This window comes from Pseudarthrobacter sp. S9 (assembly GCF_050156545.1).
Classification (GTDB): Bacteria; Actinomycetota; Actinomycetes; order Actinomycetales; family Micrococcaceae; genus Arthrobacter.
This window is the reverse complement of sequence record NZ_CP189576.1, coordinates 1,964,900-1,985,654: the sequence shown is the minus strand read 5'-3', so window position 1 is coordinate 1,985,654 and position 20,755 is coordinate 1,964,900. Positions and strand designations below refer to the sequence as shown.

Here is a 20,755-nt window from a genome sequence, read left to right as displayed (position 1 = left end):
CCGCCGCACACTCACCATGCAGCAGGCATCCAGTACCCAAAAGGGCCCCGCGATGGACCTGACTCAAGCCGTCAACTCAATGCAGCAGGAGTCGGCCGCGTCGGCGGGCAGCTTACATGCGCGCGAGTTTGGCCTTCACCATCAGGTAGAGGCCGTAACAGATCAGACCGGCGCCGACGGCGGCCAGCATATAGACCCCGTACGGCTGCTCGCGCAGCGCCTTCAATCCGCCATCCAGGCCGGTGGACTCCTGAGGGCGGGCGCTGACGGTGGCAATGATGAACAGCAACCCCACCAGAAGCAGTGCGATGCCCTCGGCCACATAGCCGGCCACGCCCAGCCCCGTCACGACGGACCGGCCGGTGCCCGAGGATGGCAGCCGCAGATCCTTCTTGAACGACGCCTTGAATCCGTGGACCACGAAGACAATGCCGACGACGGCGACCGCGGCACCGATGGCGACCAGCAGGAACGGACCCCCGGGCGCTTTCATGATTGAAACCGTGAAATCGCTGGTGGACTGTCCGCTGTTCTTGGCGTTTCCACTCGCGGAGGCAGCGAACGTCAGCGCCATCACGGCGAACACCACCGCCTTGCCGCCTGCGGAAAGTTTCTTCCCCACCTTCTTCTTGGCTTCCAGCTGACCGTAGTCGAAAACGGCGTTACTGGTTTGCCAGAGCGCCAGAGCCACGCAGGCGGCGAATCCCGTCCACAGCAGCAGCAGTCCCCCGGGCTGGCCGGCGAGCTGGGCAACGGCACCGCCCTGGTCCGCCTGACCGGCCTTGCCGAAGGCCAACCGGATGGCGACGAACCCGATCAGAAGGTGCAGCAGGCCGCTGACGGCAAATCCTGCCCTGGCCGCGATCACGAGAGCCCTGGAGTTCGATGCCTCCTCGACCGCGTTCGCGGCCTCTTTCATCTCTTTCTTCATGTCCGGTCCTTAGTGCAGGCGCACATGCAAACGAGGTTGCGCGCAACACACCCATTTTGTCAGGGGCGTCCACGCTCTTACAGGCCTGGACCGGGCGGGCACCGGGGAGGCTCTGTCTGGCGGGAACCGACAAGGAAACTCTGGCTGGCATGGAGTGCGCTCAACTCAGACAGCCTATGACGTCAGTGCTGAATGCCTGCCGAGAAGAAACCGCAACGAGGAAGGCCTTCGCCTCGGCGCGATTCCTGCAACGCTGAGTCCACACCGGGGAGGGCACCGCCTCCAGGGTCGCACCTGGCCGGTCGCGCGGCCTCGCTCACGGAGGGTCGAAAGTTCACGGGACCCTGTCGGGCTGAGACTCAAAATGCGCTATCCCTCGGCGTCGGGTTCGGTGTCCTTCGTGTCCGTGTCGAAGGGACTGCCCGCGGTCGGCGGTTCGCCAGCCGCGAGACGGTCCGACTCTCGAGCCCCGGTGGAGGACTGGGCTCCACCGGATCCGGCTTCAGCAGGTGAAGGTCCCGGCGGTATGGCACCTGCTGCCTTCGCGGAGCCAGTTACGATGCGCCCCTCGGTCATGGCCGGGTCGTTGAGCACCTGCTCGACGGGCGCCTCGCCTGACTTGGCCTGTTCCGGATGCGCGTGCTCCCCCTGCGCCTTGGTACCCGACTCAGCGATCTCGATCGCTTCGCCCACATCTGCACCGTGCGGAGGCGGTGCGGTGGCCTCTCCGTCGTTCGGTTTCTCGGTCATCGGCTTACCTTTGTGATTGACGACTGTCGCTCTTCGGCAGTGAGAGCCTACCGCGCGATGAGCAGCCCGTCCATGGTCCGTGCAGCAGCGTCCATGCAAGATGTCGGGGCTGTCGATCGGGCTGTCGAGGAGAACAGCCCCGACCCGATCGAGGGGATGGTCCACGGAGCGTCGGACACATCTGCACCGGCTGCCGAAGGCCCATCCATGCGGCCCTGAAATCCTCTTCCAGATAGCACCCGGACGGCGTAGGTTGCTGTTAACACAGCGCTGACTCCCACGGGCACCGACTGCGGCCCGGGGCAGCGCGCTCATCACAGGGAGGAATTCATGAGCGACATGATGCGGCACATGCCTTTCGATGTACCCGAACCGGTCCGCCGCTTCCTGCAAGGGGACATCGGCTCCTGGCTGCGCGTAGAGGAATACCACGACGGATCCACCATGGTCGTCAGGGCCGAGGTGCCCGGCGTCGATCCCGAGACGGACGTCGACATCACCGTCTCGGGAAACACGCTCACCATCGAAGCCCGTCGTGAAGAGGAATCCGAACACAAAGGAAAGCACAACTACCGGTCCGAATTCCGCTACGGGGTGTTCACGCGCAGTTTTCAGCTTCCCCCGGGCGTCAAGGAGGACGACATCCAGGCCTCCTACAACGCCGGAGTCCTCGAAGTCCGCGTGCCCTCACCCGGACAGGACTCCACTCCCGGCCGGAAAATTCCGGTGAACCGCACCGACGCACCGGGCACAACGGCCGGCGGGGGCGGCGCCACGGGCCTGGGGACCACAGACACCACAAGCGAAGCCACCGCGCCGGCGCCGGCCTTCCCCTCACCACCGGATCCAGACCGACCGCCCACTCCGCCGGCGGGATCCTCATTCTGACCCGATCATCCGGACCTGAAACGCAGCGGTGACGTACGCCGCCGCCGCAGCAGGGCAACACCACCAGCCCTCCCTCTCTTCGTTCCGTGCGCCGAAATTCATCGTAGCCACCCAGGCAGCGATGCCTTCCGGAGGTCAGCATCGCGCTTGGCGGACTGGGATTCCATTCTGACCTTTTGACGAGTTCGTCCCTACAATGAAACTGTCGGCTCCAACGGCATTCACGTCGGCGGGGCGGCCAAGTAAGGAGCAAGCACCATGGGTTTGGGTGACAAGATCCACAACGCTGCCGAGAAACTCCACGGCAAGGGCAAGGAAGCGGCGGGCGATGCCACCGGCAACGACCGGCTGAAGGCCGAGGGCAAACGCCACCAAGTCAAATCCGACCTGAAGCAGGCCGGCGAAAAGGTCAAAGACGCCTTCAAAAAACACTGATCCGGAAGACCAGAGGACTGGGGCGCGGCCGGCATCGGAACCGTGGCGGGTGCCATGATCGGCGGCCTCATCATGGGCGTACTCAACAACGGCATGTCCATCCTCGGGCTGGGTACTGGCTACCAGCAGCTCATCAAGGGCTTGGTGTTCTTGCCGTCGGTTTCGACATCTTCAACAAGAACCGCAGCGGCGGGGAAGCACCCTCGGAAAGCGGTTCAAGGTCAAGACCACGCCTCCCGCCACCGAGCCGGCACAACCGGCCGAGGAGCGCCCGGTCACCGTAGTCGCCGGCTCCGGCCAGGCCTCCAGCGTCCAGAACCCCTGATCGCGCAGACAAGGAAAGGCACCACATGCCGACCCGGCGACCGCCGACGTCCCCGCGCCCGGCGCCCGGCGCCCACTATGAGGACAGCTGCCAGCCGGTCTGGAAGTCGGGGTGGTCCGCGTAGGGCAAGGCCAGCGCGTTCAAGGAAAGGGTGGTCCACTCGATCACGTCCGGAATCCATTGAGTGTCCCCGGACTCATTGCTGACCATCGTGGTCAGGACGGCCTGCCGAGCGGACTCGATGATGCCGATGAGCCGCCGTTTTGACTCGCACTCGCGGAGCAGGCGCCATTCGTACCACTTGCCGGACTCGGAGACCGAGTTGTCGCTCAGCAGCTTCCGCGCCGCCGCTTCGTCTTCCCTGATCCGTTCGGACAAGAATTCGACAATATCCACGCCTCCGAGCCTACGTGGGCGGGCACGCCCGCGGATATGGGCCGCGGTTGCCGTCCGCGCCTCGCAGCCGCGCGGGGCGCCTCGCGGCCCTTGCGGGGCCCGTCTCAGACCCTGCCTTCACGGGCGAGGGCGGCGGCTTCGGAGCGCGAAGAGACGCCGAGTTTCCTGAAGATGTTGCGGACGTGGAATTTCACCGTATTTTCACTGATATTCAGTTCCCGTGAGATGGCCCTGTTAGGCTTTCCGGCACACAGAAGATCCAGAACCTCGATTTCCCGGGGAGCCAGGGTCCACTGGGAGGTGTCGGTGCGGTTCAGCGCGGGCGGATCCAGCGGCATCGCGACCGACACTTCAGATCCCCACCCGGGCATCGCGCTGACGGACATTCTGCCGTTCAGGGCGCTGACCCGCTGCGTCATTCCGGCGATGTTTGACGAGTCGGCAGAGAGCCGGCCCGGCCCATCATCGCGGACCTCAATCAAGAGATTTTCGCCGTCACAGTCCCACTGGATGCGCAGGCGCTTCACCTCAGGCTGTTCGCCCATCGCGAGGACCAGCCCCCTGACGACTGCCCGGGCAGCGTGGGCGATCTCGCCCGGCAACGCGCGGCCGTCTGCGGGCGGTTCCACGAATTGAATGTCAAAACCGTTGAAGCGGACGAGCGGGCGCAGATCATCGCGGAGCCGTGCAAATGCGGTGGCGACGGGTTCGTCAATCATGGAAATAGTTCTGTCGCTCGACGTTCGAAGCCTCACGAGTGCGGCAGACGCCAACTCAGTTGCTGCCCTGCGGCCGGACCGGTCGTCGAGGGAGTCAGACCTGAGCGCGGCCAGTATCGTCTCCAGGGCCGTAGCGTGGTGATCTGTCATCTCCGCCGTAATGCGGGCCCGTTCGGCGGAGGCAGCCCGCGACTCAACCAGATACGCCGGCGGTGCCTCGGAAATCTTTTCCTGTATTCGTGCCGCCGCCAGTTGCCACAGAAGTGCAACAAGTACCAGGGCGGCTTCTGACACTTCCGGATCCGGAGAAAGCTCCGGGCCCACCAGGACGAGCAGGGCAGCGGACGATGCCGTGATCGCGAGTACGGACCGATCCTCCCCGGCGATGCTGGCAACACCGAGCCACGGATTCCACGGATTCGGTGGCGTCAAGATGGCTCGCAAATTGTCGAGTTCGCCGATTGTGACCCGGGAGATTATCGCTTCGTCGCCGGCTTTTTTCTGCGGGCGCCCAGTGCAGTCTTCCGTAAAAATTACCAGTGCCCGGTGGCCAACGTAGCGTCGGAGGGCGGCATGAAGTCGGTCTGCAAGGTGGACGAGCGGCGAAGACATGACGTCGTGGACGGCGTCAAGCAGCGCCGCCGTCCCGCCCGCGAGCTCCTGAAGATGCCGCATCGGGTCAGTAATAGTCACCCGGGTAGCCTACCCGTTCACCGCCCGCTATACCCACCCAAACGGGTGGGTCAAACCGTCATATTTGGTTGTACTACCCACCCTTGTGATCCAGAAAAATGGAGGGGTGGACATGGCGTCCGCGTGATGACGAACGTGATGACGAAGGAGCTACGCAGTGACCCAGGAGACTTTGCTGATGGATAAATGCCCGGGCCTGCCCGGGTACCTTGATCTCGTCACCGGGGAAATCGGAAAGGTGCTTGACGGGATCGACGAAGCGGCCGCCAGCCCCTTGGTGGAGCGGATAAGGCACGCGCGCCGGATCTACTTCGTAGGGGCCGGCAGAAGTGGCCTCGTTCTGAAAATGGCCGCGATGCGGCTCATGCATCTCGGATTCGCCGTGCATGTAGTAGGAGAAACCACCACCCCGGCCATCGAGGCCGGAGATCTGTTGATCGCGGCTTCGGGATCCGGAACGACGTCGACCGTCGTCAAGGCCGCAAGTACAGCGGCCGGAGTGGGCGCCAGCGTGGTTTCCTACACAACCGATCCGACGTCGTCCCTGGCAGGCCTTTCCGACCACGTGCTCGTGATTGCAGCCGCCCGGAAAACGGACCACGGCGCGGGCATCTCCCGGCAGTATTCCGGGAGCCTGTTCGAACAGACCCTGTTGCTCGTCACCGAAGCCGTGTTCCAGATCCTCTGGGACATCCGCGGCACTCCTGCGGAAGAACTGTGGCCCCGCCACGCAAACCTCGAATAGACCCCTCAACAAGAAAGCACACCATGAAACTGCAAGTAGCTATTGTAGCGTGTCGTTGATTTCTTTGGGTCTGGTTGTTTGTCAGACTTGATCCATGGTGTATCTGGCAAGGGCATTGGAATTGCGTGAAGGGGACCGGGGAGCTCTGGAGGCGCTGACTCGTGGGAGATCATCCACCGCGGCGGTCGCCCTGCGGGCGCGCACGGTCTTGTTGGCTGCCGAAGGGATCCCGAATATCCGGATCGAGAAGATCACCGGATTTTCGGCACCCACGGTTTTGAAGTGGCGCAACCGTTACGCGGAGGGCGGGATCGAGGCCCTGTCCGATGTCCACCGCCCCGGCCGGGAGCGGGAGATCGACGAGCTCGCCCTGATCGCCGACACCTTGACCAACGACGGGAAGCCGCCGGCCGAGCTGGGGATCTCGCACTGGTCCGCCCGCATCATGGCCGAACGCCACGGCATCTCATTCTCCTCTGTGGCCCGGATCTGGCGCCGTTGGAAAATCCAGCCGCACCGGATCGAGACGTTCAAGTTCTCCACCGACCCCGCCCTGGAGTTCAAGCTCCGGGACGTGGTGGGCCTGTACATGTCCCCGCCGGAAAACGCGGTGGTCGTGAGCATCGATGAGAAAACCCAGATCCAGGCCCTGTCCCGCACCGGCCCGGACCAGCCGCTGTCCCCGACGCACCCGCTGCAGCAGACCCACGACTACAAGCGCAACGGCACCACCACCTTGTTCGCCGCCCTGGAGGTCCTCACCGGCAAACTCAGCGCGAACGCCTTCTACCCAAAGCACACCAACACTGAATTCGTCGATTTCCTCGGCCAAGTCGCCGTCGCCCACCCCGGGGTTGAGCTGCATGTAATCTGCGACAACTACGCGACCCATAAGCACCAGAACGTCAAGGACTGGCTGGCCGAAAACCCGCGCGTGAGCCTGCATTTCACTCCGACCAGCTGTTCCTGGCTGAACATGGTGGAGATCTTCTTCGGGATCATCACCCGCCAGTGCCTCAAACGCGGGACATTCAGCTCCGTGAAAGAGCTGGAAGAAACCATGGAACGCTACATCGCGAACTACAACCAGGACGCCAAACCATTCACCTGGACCAAGTCAGCGGACTATCTCCTGGGCAAGATGAAACGCAAACAAACCATTAACACGGAACACTAGCGATCCACAGTAATTGTCGTCTGTGACATGCAAAAGATCACTCGGCCGGCCAGTGGGCAGCCTGGGGGCCCGCCCTTGTCGACGCGCTGCGGAACACCGCCGGAAACTTCGCGGTCAGCCTTGCACCGCGTCGTAGGCCTGTTTTCGGTTTTGATGGACCCGGCGCCCAGGTGAAGCCCACTGGCATTGCCGGCTTTCCCGTTGTCATCAGCGTCCGCTCCACTATCTCCGCATCTTCCCGGCTGTCTCCCCTCTGAGAGGCCGCACCGTGATTTCTCCTCCCTACTATCGCCCTATCGCCCTATCGCCGCAATTGAGGCAGTGGTACGTTCAGCGTGATCAGGAGCTTCCCACGCGGTTCTTCTCCGATCCGGCTCCTGGCGCAACTTCAGAAAGCGAAGGCGAAGATGGCAACAATAATGATCTTCCACGAGGTCGACGACGTTGACCACTGGCTCAGCTCACCACGACGGGAGGAACTCTTCGGGCCCCTGGGCATCACGGCTCGAACCTTCGTCGACCCGGCGAAAACCAACCGTGTCGGCTTGATCGTCGAAGTCCCGGACATGGACACGTTCCAGCGAATGCTCGAGTCCGAGGCCGGGGCCGACGCGATGAAATTCGACGGCGTCCGCCCGGAAACTATCCTGATGCTCGTCGAGCCCTAGGCACCCCCGGGGCTATTTCATCAAAGGTGCTTCCGGCGGTTTTCTCTTAGCACGATTCGGTGCCAGTCAGCGGGCCGTGAAGGAGATGGCGAACGCGCCCAGTGCCCGACACGGTCCCCGCTTCTCTATATTGGAGCCAGCCGCTTAAAAGTGGGCGCGACCGTTATGAGCCGGTGCCGCCTGGTTTTCCCTCTTCGTAGGGAAACCTGTTGGCGCAGCGTCGTCGCTGCCGGTGTTACGGCTCGTCGAGCCGATGATCCTCAATCGGAAAATCTGCCGGGCAGATTTTTTGCACTGCAGGGAACAGACGCAATTCCAGGCTGGTCGGTGCAGCAGTGTTAGGGCTCGTTCCCACGCGACGGTCGAATTACTTCGCGGTCACCCTTGCGCCGCGCGGCGTAGGCCTGCATGATGTCCTGGCCAATTCTTCCCCTAGCGCTGGGCGTGTATCCGTTGGCCTATGCCCATTCCCCTATTCTTCGAGTTTCCTCACGGCTGATGGACGCAGTCTTCGGACCGCGGCGGACTGAAGCACCTCTGAGACGCCGGGCGTGGGCGATGTATCCCTTGAGCTGTTCCCGCAGCTCTGCTGCGTTTACATCGGTGAGGTCGATTTCGTAGTCCACGCTATCGAGAGCGAAGGTAACTGTCTCCTGGGCTTCTTCACCGGAAATGTCGTCGACCAGCTGGACGTGTACTTTTCGAGCCCTGGGGTCCTGTTCCTTGGTCGCTTCATGCTTGCGTCCCCCATATATGAGCCTATCTTTTGGGCCCCGTCCCGCTCGATCCACAGACGCCGTTGTAATTGAACTCACTAACCCCGCGGGTGGCCTCCGCAAACCGTCGGAAGCAGATCGAGCCGAGCGACTGGGCGTTGACGGACTCGACGTCGATCCGGCGCCCTCCCAAGGACTCATGGTAAAGCGTCAAAAACGGTGCTCAACAAGTTTCGACCGAGTTTGTTTTCGGAGTCGGGTTCTGACCGCGTCAATGAGCCATTTTCGAGGCGTCCTCGGGTGCGCTCCCCAGGCAGCCAAATAGGGTCGTTTTTGACTGATATGGCTTTTCGGAGTCCCTCGGGAATCTACCGTTGCCCACCACCGATGCCACGAGAAATTTGCGCAATCTGTACGCTGAGCTGCAGGACGAACGAAAGGCTGTTGACATGTCAGAACAGAGCTACATTTTGGACCTCGTGAGGCGGGCGCTTGACGCCGCGGACCAGCCAGGAACTTCAGTCAGCTCGCTGGTCCGGCAAACCACTCGCATCGCGTCGCTGCGACGTGATTACGCCGTCGTTCTTGCCTGCCACCTAGAGACATTCGATGGCGGTGCTACCCACAAGGCAAAGCGCGACACCACCATGGATGAGAAGCTGCGAACCCTTCTTGGCGACGTAGAAGCCAACACTGTCATCGAAGGGTGCGCTGCGCGCTACGTGCACAACCGCTCCATGGGAGGCGGCAAGGACGTTATTAACACCAATTCCATTGACAGTTTGGAACGGCTCATCGACAAGCTTAGAACCGCTGCCGGCGACCCCGCAGCGGCGCAATACCTGACCCAAGTCGATGCCTACTTCTACTTAGAAAAGCTCGCTAAGGCTGGCGCAGCGCTGCAGCCGGAGATCTTTTCACTCGAAAACATCATCAGCCGAGTCCGTCAACGCCTCCACGACTACCTGGTAGCAGCGGAATCCGAAATTTTGACTGGTCAGACTGAATCCACGCTTTTCACTCGAGGAGAGGCGTACGTTGTAGAGCGATTGAAGACAATCTCTCCAAACGCCCTAGAGAAGTACCGAGCCGCTGAACAACGCATTTCCGAAGGAACATCGGAAGGATTCGCGCAGGCTTTGGCAAGTTGCCGACGAATGATCAAATCATTGGCAGACTCGTTGTACCCCGCGACGAACAAGAAGATCAAGGGCCTGGACGGCAAAGAACGCGACCTGGGAAACGAGCAGTTCCTGAATCGACTCATGCAATTCGCTATCGATCGCCTTGGCCGGAACACGCATGTAAGACTTGTCGAAGAGGCTGTCGAAGGCTTGGGCCATCGCCTGAACAAGCTCAACTCCCTATCCAGCAAGGGCGTACACGATGAGGTTTCCCTCGTGGAAGCGGAGTCCTGCCTGATGTGGACGTTCTTCTTGGTGGCCGATCTGCTTCGGATCGAAGACGGGTCGATAGGCCTTCTGTCTGACCATCAAAACGCGCCCTCGGCATAGCTAGGTGTGCGAGATGCCTCGACCGTTTTCGGTGCTGATCTCGGGCGCCAGTATTGCGGGGCCAGTGGCCGCGTACTGGCTGGAGCGTTACGGGTGTGACGTCACGGTCGTCGAGCAGGCGCCGAGCCTTCGTGCGAGCTTGGGGGGCCATGCCGTGGACCTGTTTGGTCCTGCCGTGGACATCGCCGAGTGGATGGGTCTCCTGCCCGAGATCCTCGACGCTCGAACCCGGACCGACGTGCTGACGTTCGAGCGTCCCAACCGGTCCCCGATCGATGTGGACTACGCCACGATCACAAAGGGGATCTCGGAGCGCGCGGTAGAGATCATGCGTGGCGAGCTGGCGGCGATGCTGTACCGGGTCACCATGGGCGGAGTCGAGTATGTCTTCGGCGACTCGGTCTCGGCGATCAGCGATTCGGGGGACGGCGTCACCGTCGAGTTCGAGCATGGAGCACCGCGGAGGTTTGACGTCGTGGTCGGCGCCGACGGCCTGCATTCGAACGTCAGGCGGCTTGCTTTCGGCGAGGAGTCCCAGTTCCGGCGCTATCTCGGCGGCTACTTCTCCGTGTTCAGCCTGCCCAACTACCTCGGGCTAGTGGGCCAAATGCGCATATACACGATGCCCGGCAAGGTGGTCGGAATCTACCCGGTGCACCAAACGGGGCAGGCGCGGGCGGTGCTCCTGTTCCGCCGGCCGGTTGAGGTCGTCTACGACCACGGAAACACGAACCAGCAGAAGGACCTGGTCCGGCTCGTCTTCGGCGACGAAGGATGGGAGATCCCACGGCTGCTCGACGAGATGGACCAGTCCGGCGACTTCTACCTCGACTCGATCAGCCAGATCCGGATGTCCAGCTGGTCCAAGGGCAGGGTCACTCTGACCGGCGACGCTGGCTACAGTCCCGGCGCAGCAGTCGGCGGTGGGACGACCTTCGCAGTCGTCGGCGCCTACGTGTTGGCCGGTGAGCTGTCATCCGAGCGCGCCGACCCAGCCCGCGGCTTCCGCAACTACGAGAGCCGGATGCGCGAGCCTATCCTGCGCAGCCGTTCCATCGGGCCGGCAGTACTCAGAAGGGTGATCCCGCGGGCACCGGGCGAGGTCTGGCTGGCGGCGCAGATGTTGAGGGTCTTCCCCCGGCTGCCTGCTCGGGTGCAACGCGGGATCAGTGCACTGCAGGGCGGCCCGGCTCGCGCCCTCGCGTCGATTGAGCTCGTCCGTTACCCCACGGCCCGCTGAGTCGGCTCCCTCCTCTCCCGGCGTCGGCCGTTCAGAAACGACCTCTCCCCCGCACTCGGCGCAAGGCGGGCCGCTTCCGTGTACTCGGGGCCGCTTCAGAAAACGGAAAAAATCGTACTCTAAGGCCGCGTGGAGGCACGTAACCACTGGTTCTCAGCTTGTAGATGCAAGCTGGCCACCGTCCGTCCGTTTGGGGAACGCCAGCGGGAAATTTTCGAATTTGGCGGCCCGCGTCACTCGAATTGCTGTCTTCACCAAGCTAGTTTTGAAAGCGGCCTCGTCTGAGGACGGGGCTCTTGATGTGGTGAAGAGCGGGAAACGCCAATGGATCGAATCCGACTTTGACACCCTCTATGGCCAGCTCAGCCTGGAATACAATGCCGGCTGCACCTTCGCCGGCGTGGATGGCCCATGGGGAACATCGGAACGAAAACCATCGGTAGCGCTACGTGGGCCCAGTTCTCCTGAAGGTGTCGTGAGCCGCCAAGTTTGTAGGCCCCGTGCTCCTGAAGGTGTCCTCAGGGGCAATGCGGTGAATCAGAACCCGCCTGTAACCCGGTCTGCGTAGGGACTGATTTCCTCGTAGAGGTCGTCCTTGTCGTCTTCGAAGCTGAAGCCGAATTCCCAGTCGTACATTTCGGGCCAGTTCGTGGGCGGACCTGGCAGTGACCCTGACGGCGGATTGGCGACCCAGAGGGCATGTGCCTCGATCTGCCCGTCAACGGATTGTCGGACGAACTGTTCGTCATAGAAAAAGAAAATGGCCGCTGTCGTCGCGGTCTTCCCTCGCTTCGTCGGGCAATGCCACGATCCGCGTGATTTCATCCTTCTCGCAGTCAGCCTCGACCATGACCGGGATCGTGTAGCGAACCCACCTCTTGGTCGATGGTTTCTCTGCCTCGTCGCTCTCAGCCACAGTGTTGCCAGCCCAGCTTTCCATGGCGATCAGAATATCCCCTGGGTGCGCGCAGAAAAGCCTTGGCGCCAACGGCCGTACTAATACTGCACAACCCCTCATTCATCGTCGGGTCCCCAAAGCCGTTCGATCAAGCCACAGAATCCCCCAGGCAGCGCTACCGATGGTTTTCGTTCCGATGTTCCCCATGGGCCTGGATAATCGCCGCAGCATCGGGCTCAGCCGGGCACCCCGGGCCTGAACATCGACCACGTAGGTGAATTTTAGGTCGCCTAAATCCGACCATTGCGCGTGGGGCCTTGGCATAATCATCCTTATAGCCAATCAGCGCCAAAGCCATCCAGGCCGAGGAAAGGTGATGTCATGGCAACCAGCCTGGTCAAGCGTGTGGTGGTAATGGTCCAGGAGAACCAGACGACGGACAATTATTTCCGGGGTCTGGCCCCTTACCGGGCGAACGTGGCCACGGACTGGCCACTCCAGCCCACCCCACCGGCGTCGGACCAGTCCCACGACCGGCACGCCTACTACAACTGGCTCACCGGCCGGCACAAGGCGACCCAGACCCAATTCGACACGACGACGATGCTGCCGTTCTACACTTACCTGGCACTTACCGGTGCGTTACTTGAAACCACTGCAGTGCATTCCCCGCTACCGGCGCCCGCGACAGGTGTGTCCAGCCCCGTCGCCCGTCGGGTCCTGCGAGGCGGCGGTAGCCTACCCCCGCCCAACGATGTACCCCTCAAAAGAGGAACGCCCTGATCCTCGGGACGGAACCGGCCGGACACAAATATTCCAGCATCATTGATCGGAGAATCCCATGACTGACCCGAACAACGCCGCCAGCGCCACATCCTCGACGGACAGCGGTGTCCCGCTGCCCGGATCAGAGCGTCCTGCCGCACGAGGAATCCAGGCAACCCTCGGGCCTGTGGATCCGTCTCGCAAGATCGAGGTGACCGTGATCCTGCGCCGACAGGCGCCCATCCCGGATTCGGCCTTCGCCTCCCCGTTGTCCCGGGAAGACCTGGCATCCCGCCACGGCGCCTCGTCTGCAGATCTCGAACTTGCCGCCGACACGTTCACCCGCCTCGGGGCCCAAGTGACCGAAACTGACGCAGCCTCGCGCAGGCTGCGCCTGGCAGGGACCGTCGAACAGCTAAGCCGGATCTTCGGCACCACCCTGGAGGAGGTGACCAGCAGCGGACCCCATGGCCACGACGTCACGCACCGGCACCGCACCGGAGGCCTGAAGGTCCCAGTAGCCCTGGACGGAATCATCACGGCTGTGCTGGGCCTTGATGACCGGCCCCAGGCCCGCGCACAATTCCATGCGATCCCCCTCGCCTCGGCCGGCGCCAGCTACACCCCGCCCGAATTGGGGAGGATCTACAACTTCCCGGAAGGAACTGACGGCACCGGCCAAACCATTGCCATCATCGAACTCGGCGGCGGCTACGACCAGGCAGACCTGGACACCTATTTCCAAGGCCTGGGCATCACCTCCCCAAGCATCACGGCCGTCGGCGTCGACAATGGCGCCAACAAGCCCGGCCAGGACCCTAATGGCGCAGACGGCGAAGTGCTGCTCGACGTCGAGGTCATCGGTGCCCTCGCGCCGAAAGCGGACATATTGGTCTACTTCGCCCCGAACACCGACGCCGGGTTCCTCGACGCCATCATCAATGCCTCGCACGCAGCCCCGGCTCCCGCGGCCATCAGCATCAGCTGGGGCCAAAGCGAGGACGCCTGGACAGCGCAGGCACGGACCGCCTTCGACCAGGCCTTTGCCGACGCCGCAGTCCTGGGCGTAACAGTCACCGCCGCCGCAGGCGACAACGGCAGCACCGACGGGGTCACCGACGGAAAGGACCACGCCGACTTCCCGGCTTCAAGCCCTCACGTCCTGGCCTGCGGGGGTACCCGTTTGGAAGCCGACCCCGCCGCCGGAACCGTCACCGCAGAGACCGTCTGGAATGACGGACCCCACTCCGCTACCGGTGGCGGATACAGCGACGCATTCGCTGCCCCAACCTGGCAAAGCGGCCTCGCCGCGCATGCGCGACACCACAAGCCGGCCCCCACACCAACGCCTGCATCAGCCGGCCGCGGCGTTCCCGACGTCAGTGGCGTCGCCGACCCCCAGACCGGATACAAGGTCAGGGTCGACGGAAGGGACATGGTCATCGGCGGAACCAGCGCCGTCGCACCGCTCTGGGCGGCACTCATCGCGCGCTTTGCCCAGGCGACCAACCGCCACTTCGGCCTTATTCAACCCATCCTGTACAACCACAAGTCGGCCTCAGCTACAGGATTTCGCGACATCATCACCGGAAACAACGGGACCTACAAGGCCTCGCCCGGATGGGACCCCTGCACGGGACTCGGCAGCCCCGACGGCACAGCCCTGTTGGCCGCCATCAAGGCAACGCCCTGACAGCAGACGAAGAGAATCGTTCCTCTAATCCCACGAACTGGCTAGCAGTTCCAACCGTGCATCTCCGCCAAGCAGGGTCTTTGCTGCATCGGGGACTTGAATGACGACGTGCCATTCGCTCTCGCCAGTGTTGTCGGGCTCCCACGTCAGCGGATTGGTCAGTTCACTCTGGTCAGCAATTCTGCCAATCAGGGTACTGTTCCATTGCCAGGTGAGCCTCTGGGCTGTTCCGTTCCCGCCGAGCTGGACATCGACTATCAGGGTGTCTTCCCAGTCCCCGATTTGCTCCAGATGGTCTCCGAAACCCAGGATGCCGCCGTCTTCCTTTAACGACATGACCTTCAGGTCCAGTGCGTACCGGCAGGTGTTTTGTGTTTTCGGCTGCAGGAAAATTGTCACCAGGGGCACCGGCGAAACGGGTGTCGAGATTTCTTTGGACTCAGCGTTCAGATCGACCGGACAGTAATGCTCTGCCGTTTGTTCATGCATCAGGACCGGAATGCCTTGGATGGCCACCCGCACCTCCGCCTGCCAGATGCGGTCAGCCTGTTCGGCGAAGTTGAGTCCGTGCAGTCCGACTTCTACCCGCAGTCCACCGAGAATGAACCGGCTCAGGTTCTGGTACATCTCCTCTGAATTGACCAGCCCGTACCGCCCAGAATGGGAGCGGTGAACATAGGCCCGCGCGGAGCCGTAGACATAGGCGTTGCGGATGGCCACCAGGCCATCACTCTGGACTCCCATCACCGCCGACGATAACCCTTGAGCGACGGCATAGTCCGTAGAGTCGGTACCCACGATGCTCAGCACCCTGTGCGGAGAGAATTCACCGACCATCCGCCGGGGATCCCACTGCCCCGTCCGCGGATTGATGCCTGCGGCCAGCTCGTGATCATCCCGCAGCATGTACTGCTGCATATGATCAGGAGTAAAGATCTGCGATCCCATGGGCCCAAATTTGTCCATAATCCACCCGCCGACCGGGCCGCCCATCTGGGGATCGATGCCGCCATGAGGGGTGCCGATGGTGCACAACTTTGACACGGCCCCGTTCGGGTCGTCCAATTCACGTTGCAGCACCGTCCGGCAGATGAGGCCGCCCATTGAATGGGCCACCAAATACACGGGAGGTCCGTCCTGCGTCTTTGATCGCACCAAGGCGATGAAGGCGGCCAGGCCTTTAGCGGCCTGACCTATGTCGTAAGGCTGCGGAGCGGGCCCGAATGTACCCGAGTCCGCGTCATAGAACCTATAGATCCAGATGGAATCCGGGGCCAGTTCCCCGGGCGTTGCGGTCAACAGGGCCTGCTGCTGGCTCCCCGCGATCGACAGTTTGTAATCCTGTTCCTTCAGGAACCGCAGCAGGGGCCCCTCGAATTGATAGAAGCGAGGCTGCCCTCCGGCACCCACCCGGATATGGGTGGAGCCCTCGTTGAATCCGTAAAACGGGTCATCCACTGCATCATCAATGGCATTCTGGCCGCCAGCAAACCCGCGAACGTAGATTATTGGAAGTCGCTGACCCATAACGCAGCCTCCCTGCTCAAGCTGGCGGGAGGCCACGATGCCCGACGCCGCTACTGGGAACCCATGGAAACCTTAAGTGTGCGCGCTTTTGAAGATGCCAACAAGAGCGGGGAACGCGATGACTCATAGAAAACCTCCGCGTAGCGGCGTGGTTCGCCGTGTTGGCAACTGCCGCAGACCGCTACTAACCGCTAGATTTTGGGCTCTCCTGACGTAACCGTGGGTGTTTCCGGAGCGCCTTAACGACCGCACGCCGCTTCCTGGCCATCGGTCTGGTGGTCGCCGCCACCCACGGATACCTCGCGGCCTGGAACATCCCCGGCAATATCCTGAATGGCCTTGCGGCCATCCTCCTCTGGCCGCTCGTAGCCTTCTTCGGCGTCGATCTGCATGCGCTGATCCCTTAGCTAAGTACGTTGCAACGTGGTCGCGCTAGTTCTAACGTGGCATCAGGACGAAGACGCCTGTTCTGCCTGAAGGAGTTAACGATGACTGTTTATGCGCAGCCCGGTCAAGAAGGTTCCAAAGTCAAGTTCAAGGTCCGATACGAGAACTGGATCGGCGGGGAATGGGTTGCCCCTACCACCGGCCGGTACATCGAGAATAGCTCTCCCGTAAACGGCAGACAATTCACCGAAGTGGCCCGGGGCACCGCGGCGGACGTTGAGCTGGCGCTGGATGCCGCGCATAAGGCCGCTCCGGGATGGGGCAAGACGTCGGCGGCGGATCGGGCGCTGGTGCTGAACAGCATCGCGGACCGGATCATGGAGAATTTGGAGATGCTGGCCGTTGCCGAAACCTGGGGCAACGGCAAACCCATCCGCGAGACACTGAACGCGGACATTCCGCTGGCCGCGGATCACTTCCGCTACTTCGCCGGCGCTATCCGCGCCCAGGAAGGCTCGCTGTCCCAGATCGACGAGGACACCACGGCGTACCATTTCCACGAGCCGCTGGGCGTCGTGGGCCAGATCATCCCGTGGAACTTCCCCATCCTGATGGCTGTCTGGAAGCTGGCCCCGGCGCTGGCGGCGGGCAACGCCGTCGTCCTCAAACCGGCCGAGCAGACGCCAGCCTCCATTCTCGTTCTCGCGGAACTGATTGCGGATCTGCTGCCCCCGGGCGTCCTGAACATCGTCAACGGCTTCGGAGTTGAAGCGGGGAAGCCGTTGGCGTCCTCGCCCAGGATCCGCAAGATCGCTTTCACGGGCGAGACGACGACGGGCCGTCTGATCAGCCAGTACGCCAGCCAGAACCTCATCCCGGTGACCCTGGAACTGGGAGGCAAGAGCCCCAACATCTTTTTTGCTGATGTGGCGCAGGAGAACGACAGCTTCTATGACAAGGCGCTGGAAGGGTTCACCCTCTACGCCTTCAACCAGGGCGAAGTCTGCACCAGCCCGTCCCGGGCACTGGTCCAGGATTCCTTTTATGATTCCTTCATGGCCGACGCCGTGGCGCGGACGCAGAAAATCATCCAGGGCAACCCGCTGGACACGGACACCCAATTGGGGGCGCAGGCCAGCAACGACCAGCTGGAGAAGATCCTCTCCTACATCGACATCGGGGTCCAGGAGGGCGCCACCGTCCTCGCCGGAGGGGCCCGGGCCGAAGTCGGCGGGGACCTGGCCGGCGGCTTCTACGTCCAGCCCACGATCTTCGAGGGTCACAACAAGATGCGCGTTTTCCAGGAGGAGATCTTCGGACCCGTGGTCTCGGTGGCCCGCTTCACCGACTACGAAGACGCGATCAGCATCGCCAACGACACCCTTTACGGACTCGGTGCCGGCGTGTGGTCGCGAAACGGCAACACCGCCTACCGGGCAGGCCGCGACATCCAGGCCGGCCGTGTGTGGGTGAACAACTACCATGCCTACCCGGCGCACGCGGCCTTCGGGGGCTACAAATCCTCCGGCATCGGCCGTGAGAACCACCTGATGATGCTCGATCACTACCAGCAGACCAAGAACCTGCTGGTCAGCTACTCCGAGAACAAGCTCGGCTTCTTCTAAGGAACCAGACCCCGGGTCCGGGCGCTCCCGGCGGCCTCTGCCGCAGTTAAATCCCTATCAGCCAAGGACATCAAAGATGACGACCATGCAAGCCGCTGTAGTCAAGGAATTCGGCAAGGAGCTCAGCATCGAGGAAGTTCCGGTGCCCCGGCCCGGCCCCGGCCAGGCGCTGGTGAAGCTCGTCGCCAGCGGCGTTTGCCATACCGATCTGCACGCCGCCGAAGGCGACTGGCCGGTCAAGCCCACCCTCCCGCTCATACCGGGCCATGAAGGCGTCGGCAGGGTCACCGCCGTTGGCGAGGGCGTGACGAACCTGACGGTCGGCGAACTGGTGGGCAACGCCTGGCTCTGGTCAGCCTGCGGTGATTGCCAGTACTGCCGCACCGGCTGGGAGACACTTTGTGAATCGCAGCAGAACGCCGGCTACAGCGTGGACGGCTCCTTCGGCCAGTACATGCTGGTCGATTCGCGCTTCGCCGCCCGCCTTCCCCAAGGGGCGGACCCGGTAGAGATCGCGCCCGTACTGTGCGCGGGTGTGACCGTCTACAAGGGATTGAAGATGACCGAGGCGAAGCCTGGCCAGTGGGTGGTGATTTCCGGTATCGGCGGACTGGGCCATATTGCGGTGCAGTATGCCAAGGCTTTGGGCCTTCGTGTGGTCGCCGTCGACATTGCCGATGACAAGCTCGCCCTGGCCAAGAAGCACGGCGCCGAGCTGGTCATCAACGCCCTGCGCGAGGACCCGGTCGAGGTGGTCCAGCGGGTAACCGGCGGCGCCCACGGCGTCCTGGTCACAGCCGTGCACCCTTCGGCCTTCGGCCAGGCCATCGGGATGGCACGCCGCGGCGGAACCATCGTCTTCAACGGCCTGCCGCCGGGTGACTTCCCGGCACCGATCTTCGACATTGTCCTGAAAGGACTTACCGTTCGCGGCTCCATTGTCGGCACCCGGCAGGACATGGAGGAAGCGCTGGACTTCTACGTCCGCGGCCAGATCCACCCCACGGTTTCGACCAGGGACCTGGGCGAGATCAATGCCGTCCTGGACGAGATGAAGCACGGCAAGATCGACGGCCGGGTCGTCATCAAGTACCGAGCAGGCCCCGAACCCGCAGGCCGGTAACGCCGCCCCGGGAGACTCTCGCCGGGGGCGTTGCCAACGCGTACCGTGGAACTCAGGATGTCCACGGCACTCTCCATAACCACGAAAAGACTAGATACTCCGGAAGGCAATTCAATGACGCAGTCAGCAGACACCGGCCATTACGCCGCAGCTCAGGCTGCTCAGGCCCTGGAGCTTGAGTGGGCATCCAACCCGCGTTGGGAAGGTGTCACCCGGGACTACAAAGCCTCCGACGTCGTCCGCCTCCGCGGCCGCGTCTCCGAGGAACACACGCTGGCCCGCCGCGGCTCGGAGAAGCTGTGGAAGCAGCTCACCGAGGAGCACAAGGAAGGCAAGTACACCAACGCCCTCGGTGCACTGACCGGCAACCAGGCCGTGCAGCAGGTCAAGGCCGGCCTCCGTGCGATCTACCTCTCCGGCTGGCAGGTAGCCGCTGACGCCAACCTTTCGGGCCACACCTACCCGGACCAGTCGCTGTACCCGGCCAACTCGGTTCCGACCGTTGTCCGCCGCATCAACAACGCCCTGCTCCGCGCCGACCAGATCGAGTTCGCCGAGGGCGTCCAGACCGTCGAGGACTGGATGGTGCCGATCATTGCCGACGCCGAGGCCGGCTTCGGCGGTCCGCTGAATGCCTACGAGCTGATGAAGTCCATGATCCAGGCCGGCGCTTCGGGGGTGCACTGGGAGGACCAGCTCGCGTCGGAGAAGAAGTGCGGTCACCTCGGCGGCAAGGTGCTCATCCCCACCCAGCAGCACGTCCGGACCCTGAACGCGGCCCGCCTGGCGGCCGACGTCGCCGGCACCCCGACGGTCGTCATCGCCCGTACCGACGCCGAGGCAGCAACCCTGATCACCTCCGACGTCGACGAGCGCGACCAGGAATTCATCCTCCGCGAAGGGGGAGCGCCGGTTCGCACGGCGGAAGGCTTCTACAAGGTCCGCAACGGGATCGAACCCTGCATTGCCCGTGCCAAGGCCTTCGCCCCGTATTCCGACCTCATCTGGATGGAAACGGGCACGCCGGACCTGGAGCTGGCCCGCAAGTTCGCCGAGTCCGTAAAGGCCGAGTTCCCGGACCAGATGCTCTCGTACAACTGCTCGCCGTCGTTCAACTGGCGCAAGCACCTGGACGACGCCACGATCGCGAAGTTCCAGCGTGAACTCGGCGCGATGGGCTTCACGTTCCAGTTCATCACCCTGGCCGGCTTCCACGCCCTGAACTACTCGATGTTCGACCTCGCCCACGGTTACGCCCGTGAAGGCATGAGCGCGTACGTCGAGCTGCAGGAGAAGGAATTCGCCTCCGAATCCCGCGGCTACACCGCGACCAGGCACCAGCGCGAAGTCGGCACCGGCTACTTCGACGACATCGCTACCGCGCTCAACCCGAACGCATCCACACTGGCCTTGGACGGTTCCACCGAAGCAGATCAGTTCCACTAAAGAACTCCGGCGGTCAAGCAGCAGGGCACGAGCCAGGGCGGATTGTATCGAAGCCTTTCGGTCCCGATACGTTCCTCCGCAACCGCCCGTTACC

Annotated in this window: 20 protein-coding genes and 1 pseudogene; 13 read left to right on the top strand and 8 right to left on the bottom strand. The window is 62.8% G+C overall.

Annotated elements, in window-relative coordinates; all coding sequences use genetic code 11:
• Positions 1-112 precede the first annotated feature (112 nt).
• A complete protein-coding gene (locus tag ACQCSY_RS09400; RefSeq protein WP_427135108.1) occupies positions 113-931 on the bottom strand; it encodes a DUF1206 domain-containing protein in 819 nt (272 codons plus the stop codon).
• Between the two features lie 369 nt (positions 932-1,300).
• Positions 1,301-1,681, bottom strand: coding sequence for a hypothetical protein (locus ACQCSY_RS09395; RefSeq protein WP_427135106.1), 381 nt, complete (start codon positions 1,679-1,681; stop codon positions 1,301-1,303).
• A gap of 330 nt (positions 1,682-2,011) precedes the next feature.
• Here ACQCSY_RS09395 and ACQCSY_RS09390 point away from each other — a divergent pair, with 330 nt between their 5' ends.
• From ACQCSY_RS09390 to ACQCSY_RS09380, 3 genes and pseudogenes are all read left to right on the top strand, one after another.
• Positions 2,012-2,569 carry an Hsp20/alpha crystallin family protein gene (locus ACQCSY_RS09390; RefSeq protein WP_427135104.1) on the top strand — a complete coding sequence of 186 codons (558 nt, stop codon included), beginning with the start codon at positions 2,012-2,014 and terminating at the stop codon, positions 2,567-2,569.
• Positions 2,570-2,827: 258 nt separating this feature from the next.
• On the top strand, positions 2,828-3,004 hold the full coding sequence (locus tag ACQCSY_RS09385; RefSeq protein ID WP_427135103.1) for a CsbD family protein: 177 nt from the start codon (positions 2,828-2,830) through the stop codon (positions 3,002-3,004).
• A 30-nt stretch (positions 3,005-3,034) separates the two neighbouring features.
• Positions 3,035-3,329, top strand: a pseudogene (locus tag ACQCSY_RS09380) (hypothetical protein); the annotation flags it as partial.
• A 75-nt stretch (positions 3,330-3,404) separates the two neighbouring features.
• Here ACQCSY_RS09380 and ACQCSY_RS09375 read toward each other — a convergent pair.
• Together ACQCSY_RS09375 and ACQCSY_RS09370 are read right to left on the bottom strand one after the other, a co-directional pair.
• A complete protein-coding gene (locus ACQCSY_RS09375; RefSeq protein ID WP_427135101.1) occupies positions 3,405-3,725 on the bottom strand; it encodes a DUF6221 family protein in 321 nt (106 codons plus the stop codon).
• Positions 3,726-3,829: 104 nt separating this feature from the next.
• Entirely contained in the window at positions 3,830-5,137 is a 1,308-nt protein-coding gene (locus ACQCSY_RS09370; protein ID WP_427135100.1) for a helix-turn-helix transcriptional regulator, read from the bottom strand.
• 178 nt (positions 5,138-5,315) lie between these two features.
• Between ACQCSY_RS09370 and hxlB the strand changes: the two genes are divergently transcribed.
• From hxlB to ACQCSY_RS09355, 3 genes are all read left to right on the top strand, one after another.
• Positions 5,316-5,882, top strand: coding sequence for a 6-phospho-3-hexuloisomerase (gene hxlB / locus ACQCSY_RS09365; protein ID WP_427135764.1), 567 nt, complete (start codon positions 5,316-5,318; stop codon positions 5,880-5,882).
• Positions 5,883-5,976: 94 nt separating this feature from the next.
• Complete coding sequence (locus tag ACQCSY_RS09360; RefSeq protein ID WP_427134940.1) at positions 5,977-7,059, top strand: IS630 family transposase; 1,083 nt, start codon at positions 5,977-5,979, stop codon at positions 7,057-7,059.
• A 407-nt stretch (positions 7,060-7,466) separates the two neighbouring features.
• A complete protein-coding gene (locus tag ACQCSY_RS09355) occupies positions 7,467-7,727 on the top strand; it encodes a hypothetical protein (RefSeq protein ID WP_427135098.1) in 261 nt (86 codons plus the stop codon).
• A 458-nt stretch (positions 7,728-8,185) separates the two neighbouring features.
• On the opposite strand, the gene ACQCSY_RS09350 is transcribed toward ACQCSY_RS09355, so the two are convergent.
• Positions 8,186-8,644 (bottom strand): histone-like nucleoid-structuring protein Lsr2, encoded by a 459-nt coding sequence (locus tag ACQCSY_RS09350; protein WP_427135096.1) that lies wholly within the window; start codon positions 8,642-8,644, stop codon positions 8,186-8,188.
• 248 nt (positions 8,645-8,892) lie between these two features.
• On the opposite strand from ACQCSY_RS09350, the gene ACQCSY_RS09345 reads away from it, so the two are divergent.
• Positions 8,893-9,957, top strand: a complete 1,065-nt coding sequence (locus ACQCSY_RS09345; protein ID WP_427135095.1) for a hypothetical protein — start codon at positions 8,893-8,895, stop codon at positions 9,955-9,957.
• Between the two features lie 13 nt (positions 9,958-9,970).
• A complete protein-coding gene (locus tag ACQCSY_RS09340; RefSeq protein ID WP_427135094.1) occupies positions 9,971-11,197 on the top strand; it encodes an FAD-dependent monooxygenase in 1,227 nt (408 codons plus the stop codon).
• A gap of 745 nt (positions 11,198-11,942) precedes the next feature.
• Here ACQCSY_RS09340 and ACQCSY_RS09335 read toward each other — a convergent pair.
• Positions 11,943-12,137 (bottom strand): hypothetical protein, encoded by a 195-nt coding sequence (locus ACQCSY_RS09335; protein ID WP_427135092.1) that lies wholly within the window; start codon positions 12,135-12,137, stop codon positions 11,943-11,945.
• Positions 12,138-12,476: 339 nt separating this feature from the next.
• Here ACQCSY_RS09335 and ACQCSY_RS09330 point away from each other — a divergent pair, with 339 nt between their 5' ends.
• Positions 12,477-12,878 (top strand): hypothetical protein, encoded by a 402-nt coding sequence (locus ACQCSY_RS09330; protein WP_427135090.1) that lies wholly within the window; start codon positions 12,477-12,479, stop codon positions 12,876-12,878.
• Between the two features lie 58 nt (positions 12,879-12,936).
• On the top strand, positions 12,937-14,553 hold the full coding sequence (locus tag ACQCSY_RS09325; RefSeq protein WP_427135088.1) for a S53 family peptidase: 1,617 nt from the start codon (positions 12,937-12,939) through the stop codon (positions 14,551-14,553).
• 24 nt (positions 14,554-14,577) lie between these two features.
• Here ACQCSY_RS09325 and ACQCSY_RS09320 read toward each other — a convergent pair whose 3' ends face one another.
• Both ACQCSY_RS09320 and ACQCSY_RS09315 read right to left on the bottom strand, forming a co-directional pair.
• A complete protein-coding gene (locus tag ACQCSY_RS09320) occupies positions 14,578-16,080 on the bottom strand; it encodes an esterase/lipase family protein (protein ID WP_427135086.1) in 1,503 nt (500 codons plus the stop codon).
• A 239-nt stretch (positions 16,081-16,319) separates the two neighbouring features.
• Positions 16,320-16,472 (bottom strand): hypothetical protein, encoded by a 153-nt coding sequence (locus ACQCSY_RS09315; protein WP_427135085.1) that lies wholly within the window; start codon positions 16,470-16,472, stop codon positions 16,320-16,322.
• Between the two features lie 96 nt (positions 16,473-16,568).
• Here ACQCSY_RS09315 and exaC point away from each other — a divergent pair, with 96 nt between their 5' ends.
• From exaC to aceA, 3 genes are all read left to right on the top strand, one after another.
• Positions 16,569-18,092 carry an acetaldehyde dehydrogenase ExaC gene (gene exaC / locus ACQCSY_RS09310; RefSeq protein WP_427135083.1) on the top strand — a complete coding sequence of 508 codons (1,524 nt, stop codon included), beginning with the start codon at positions 16,569-16,571 and terminating at the stop codon, positions 18,090-18,092.
• 85 nt (positions 18,093-18,177) lie between these two features.
• Entirely contained in the window at positions 18,178-19,215 is a 1,038-nt protein-coding gene (gene adhP / locus ACQCSY_RS09305) for an alcohol dehydrogenase AdhP (RefSeq protein WP_427135762.1), read from the top strand.
• A gap of 114 nt (positions 19,216-19,329) precedes the next feature.
• Positions 19,330-20,661: an isocitrate lyase gene (gene aceA / locus ACQCSY_RS09300; protein ID WP_427135081.1), complete on the top strand. Its 1,332-nt coding sequence runs from the start codon at positions 19,330-19,332 to the stop codon at positions 20,659-20,661.
• The last annotated feature ends 94 nt before the right edge of the window (positions 20,662-20,755 follow it).